The following is a 3,906-nucleotide window of genomic DNA, read 5'->3' on the forward strand; positions in this document are numbered from 1 at the left end:
CGCAACCGGCGCGGCTGCCTGTTCCCGCAGCCGCTGGCCGAGCGCGGCCAGGTTGGCATCGATGCCGTCCAGTTCCTGACGCTGCCCGGCCGGCAACTGCGCGCGCAGCTGCTGGCGCAGCGACTGCCAGGCCGGCATGGCCCTGGCACTGGCGGCAGCGACGGCCCCGGCCACCACGGCCTGCTCTTCGGCCAGGGGCAGCCCATACCCGGCATCAGCCAATAGCGTGCCCGGCCGCAGCCACTGCCCGCTCTGTTCCAGCAGCCCTCGCAACTGCGCCGTGGCGGGGCTGTCCGGCGACGCCAGCAGGCGGCCTTTGAGGGTGTTGCGCGCACGCAGCTCGGCGCGCCGCTGCGCAGCCTGTTCAAGCAGCAACAGGCCCGCGCTGGCGCGCACATCGCCCTGCAGCAGCCACGGTGCGCGTTTCCGCGCGGAAAGTTTCAGCCACGCCCGTACATCGCGCACTGGCAGCGCGTTTCGTGCAGCTGCCACCGCAAACAGTTGCTGGTAGTGATCGCCCGCAGAGGCGAAGTAATACCCCTGCGCCTGCGCGACCGCGGGGTCTTCCAGCACGTGTTCATCCAGCGCATTCAAGCGCACCAACCGGCGGCGCAGGCCACGCGGGGTCAGCTGTGGCAGGCCCGCCTCCCCCAGGCGTGGTACGCCTGCCTGCAGCAGTTTGGCCGTTTCCACCGCACAGTTGTTGCTGACGAAGTAATAGCGTCCGTCGTAGGCCCAGTGCACCTGCGCCGTGCGCTCCAGCAGGCTGGCGATCTCGTCACGCTCAAGCTTCAACGGCAGCGACTGCAGGCCACGCAGTTCCACCTTGGTGTATTCGTCCACGACCTGCTGCAGCGGCAGCACGAACAGGCGCGAGGGGTAACCGCCGGTCAGGCCGCGCCAGTTGGATATCTGCACATCGCCGACGAAGGCACGGAACGACAGGACGCGGTGGTACTCCAGATCCAGCCGGCACCCGGGCCCCGGCGCGCGACCCGGGCGACAGATCACCAGGCGCAGCATGCTGTGGCCCCAGCGGCTCATCGGCTGTGCGCTGCCTTCGGCAAACAGGTAGTCCACGGCGTACACGCGGCGTGGGTCCAGCTGCAGCAGCGATGCCGCCCCCTCTTCCGCCTCGGCCTGCAGCAGTGGCACGGTGCCATCGCACTGCGGCGTCGGCACCGCTGGCGGCGCGCCGAAGTGTTCCCGGTACCACTGCGCCAGTGCAGGCCGCCGGCACGCGAATTCGGCATCCAGCACGAAGTGCTCGGCGTTCACTGCCAGGTATTCGGCGGGATCCTTCAGCTCATAGCGATCCGGGCTGCGGTCGCTGAAATGGTTCCCGCCGCGCCCCAGGTGCCACGGCCTGCGCTGCCAACCGGCAAGGTCGCGCCAACGCGCGCTGTGCGACCAGCCCGCGCCATGGCGATCTGCAACATGGACCAGCTCGTGCACCAGCGCTTTGAGGCGCGCAGGGCGGGTACTGGCCGGGCCCTCGTCCAGTAGATCCCGGCGCAACGAAACCCGGCCCGCGAACGCGCGGCCATGGACCTGCTCGGGCAGATCGTCGCGCCACGCCACCCCCACCTGCGCAGGCAAGGCGCGCAGCAGGCCATCGGGCAGCAGCGCCTGCACATCGTCCAGCGTCTGCCGGGCCAGCTGCTGCTGCGGCTCGCTCAGACCGGCGGGATCGAGCTGCAGGCGATCAGACGCATGCGCAACGTGCGCCATCAGGAGTAGAGCCACGCCATGCGCGCCTGCGGTGATCGTCCGCCTGTGCCCTGCATCCGGCCGAGCATGGCTCGGCTCGACAGAGAGCGATCGCGCGAACGACACGCGGCGTAGATCAGCGCGCCAGCAGCGCGCGTGCCAGTTGCAGGTCGCTCTGCTGCTGGGCAGCGGCATCCTGTTCGCGCAGCTGCACCAGCGCGGCCTGCAGGCGTGCACCGCGGATCTGGCCGTCGCTGGCTACAAAGGCAGCAGCGTCGTCGCGCGCGGCCAGCACCACCTTGTCATCGCCGGAGCTGCTGCCGGACGAACCAGAAGAAGCGCCCGTGGCCGAACCGGCCGAGGTCCCGGCGAAGCTGGAAGCGAAGCCGGCCAGCGGCAGGGACAGCAGGGCAAGCAGCAGAAGCGGACGGGTCATCGGGGTCAGGCCATCAATGGAGTAGCGTGGAGCGTAATGGTTGCGTGAAGTCTTTGCCTGCATCAGGCATCGAACACCTTGCCGGGATTCAGCCGCGCTTCGGGGTCAAACGCACGTTTAACAGCCTTCATCAGCGCGATCTCGGCCGGGCCGCGGGTGCTGTCCAGATAGCCTTTCTTGACCAGACCAATGCCATGTTCGGCGGAAATGCTGCCATCGAAACGGGCCAGCACCTGCGCCAGCAGCTTGGTCACGTGCTCGCACTGGGTCAGGAAATCGGCGTCGCTGGTGTCATCCGGCTTCAGCACATTGATGTGCAGGTTGCCATCGCCGATATGGCCGAACCAGACCACGTCAAAGTGCGGATACGCCTGGCCGATCAGCGCCTGGGTCTCGGCCAGGAACGCCGGCATCGCCGAGATCCGCACCGAGACATCGTTCTTGTACGGCTTGTAGCGCGCCACCGCCTCGGTGATGCCCTCGCGCAGACGCCACAACTGGGCGGCCTGCGCGTCACTGGCACTGATCACGCCATCGCTGACCCAGCCATTACCCATGCAGTCCTCGAAGGCCGCCATCGCCGCCGCCTCCTGCGCTTCATCATTGGCGGCAAATTCGGTGACCACGTAGAACGGGTGCACCTCATCGAACGGCGCCTGCGCACCGTGCGCCAGCACATGTTCCAGTGCACGCTCGGTGAAGAACTCGAACGCCTGCAGCTGCAGGCGCGCACGGAAGGCGGCAAAGACCTGCATCAGCACGTCGAAGCTGGGGACGGCCAGCAGCATCACGTTGCTGGCCGGCGGCGGGTCGGTCAGCTTCACCGTGGCCTCGACGATCACCCCCAGCGTGCCTTCCGAGCCGATCAGCAGTTGGCGGAAGTCGTAGCCGCTGGAATTCTTGATCAGGCCCTTGTTGAGTTCCAGCAGTTCACCGTTGGCGGTGACCACCTTCAGCCCTGCGATCCATTCGCGGGTATTGCCGTAACGGATCACCCGGATGCCACCGGCATTGGTGGCGATGTTGCCACCGATCGAGCACGAGCCACGCGCGGCGAAATCCACCGGATATATCAGGCCATGTTCCAGCGCCGCGTTGTGCACGGCTTCCAGCGGCATGCCCGCCTGCACCACCAGGGTGCGGTCGACCGCGTCGTAGGCCAGCGCCTTGTTCATCCGCTCCAGGCTGAGCACCAGCTCGCCATTGGCCGCCACCGCGCCACCGGACAGGCCAGTGCGGCCGCCCGAGGGCACTACCGCCACGCCCTCGGCCGCGCTCCAGCGCATCACCGCCTGTATCTCCTCCACCGTGGCCGGCAGGGCGATGGCCAGCGGCGCCGGCGTCCAGCGCCGGGTCCAGTCGCGGCCGTAATGCTCCAGGTCGGCAGGGTCGGTCTTCAGCTTCAGGCCGGGACAGGCCTGCTGCAGCGAGGCGATGCGGGAATCGGTCATGACAGTCCAGCGCGGTGCGTGAAGAACGGGCAAGCGTGCCAGCGCTGCGGGCCAGCGTCCAGCCCCGTCAATCGGCAAGGACCTGCCCGGAATGGCTACGGATGCAACCATTTCCGCACCGCACCATGACCCCGGCGATCTGGCATAGTGGTCAGCCCCTGTCCCACTGGCCGTGCCGCACCATGTCGCCGAAGAAGACCTCGTTCCCCAAGCAGGATATCCGCGTGCTGTTGCTGGAGGGGGTCAGCCAGACCGCCGTACAGGTGTTCAGCGCCGCCGGCTACAGCCAGATCGAAGCGCACACCAAGG

Annotated in this window: 3 protein-coding genes and 1 pseudogene; 1 reads left to right on the forward strand and 3 read right to left on the reverse strand. The window is 67.9% G+C overall.

The window, feature by feature from the left end; all coding sequences use genetic code 11:
- The 3 genes from ACQKDV_RS18630 to ACQKDV_RS18640 form a co-directional block, all read right to left on the reverse strand.
- Positions 1-1,731: DUF4105 domain-containing protein (locus ACQKDV_RS18630; RefSeq protein WP_427785738.1), on the reverse strand; the 1,731-nt coding region annotated here is incomplete at its 3' end.
- 115 nt (positions 1,732-1,846) lie between these two features.
- Complete coding sequence (locus ACQKDV_RS18635; protein WP_427785736.1) at positions 1,847-2,146, reverse strand: DUF2388 domain-containing protein; 300 nt, start codon at positions 2,144-2,146, stop codon at positions 1,847-1,849.
- 62 nt (positions 2,147-2,208) lie between these two features.
- Positions 2,209-3,597: an FAD-binding oxidoreductase gene (locus ACQKDV_RS18640; RefSeq protein WP_427785737.1), complete on the reverse strand. Its 1,389-nt coding sequence runs from the start codon at positions 3,595-3,597 to the stop codon at positions 2,209-2,211.
- A 125-nt stretch (positions 3,598-3,722) separates the two neighbouring features.
- Here ACQKDV_RS18640 and ACQKDV_RS18645 point away from each other — a divergent pair.
- Positions 3,723-3,906 (forward strand): annotated as a pseudogene (locus ACQKDV_RS18645) (phosphoglycerate dehydrogenase); the annotation flags it as partial.

Origin of the sequence: Stenotrophomonas sp. NPDC077659 (genome assembly GCF_050268705.1) — a bacterium.
In the GTDB taxonomy this organism is placed as follows: domain Bacteria; phylum Pseudomonadota; class Gammaproteobacteria; order Xanthomonadales; family Xanthomonadaceae; genus Stenotrophomonas.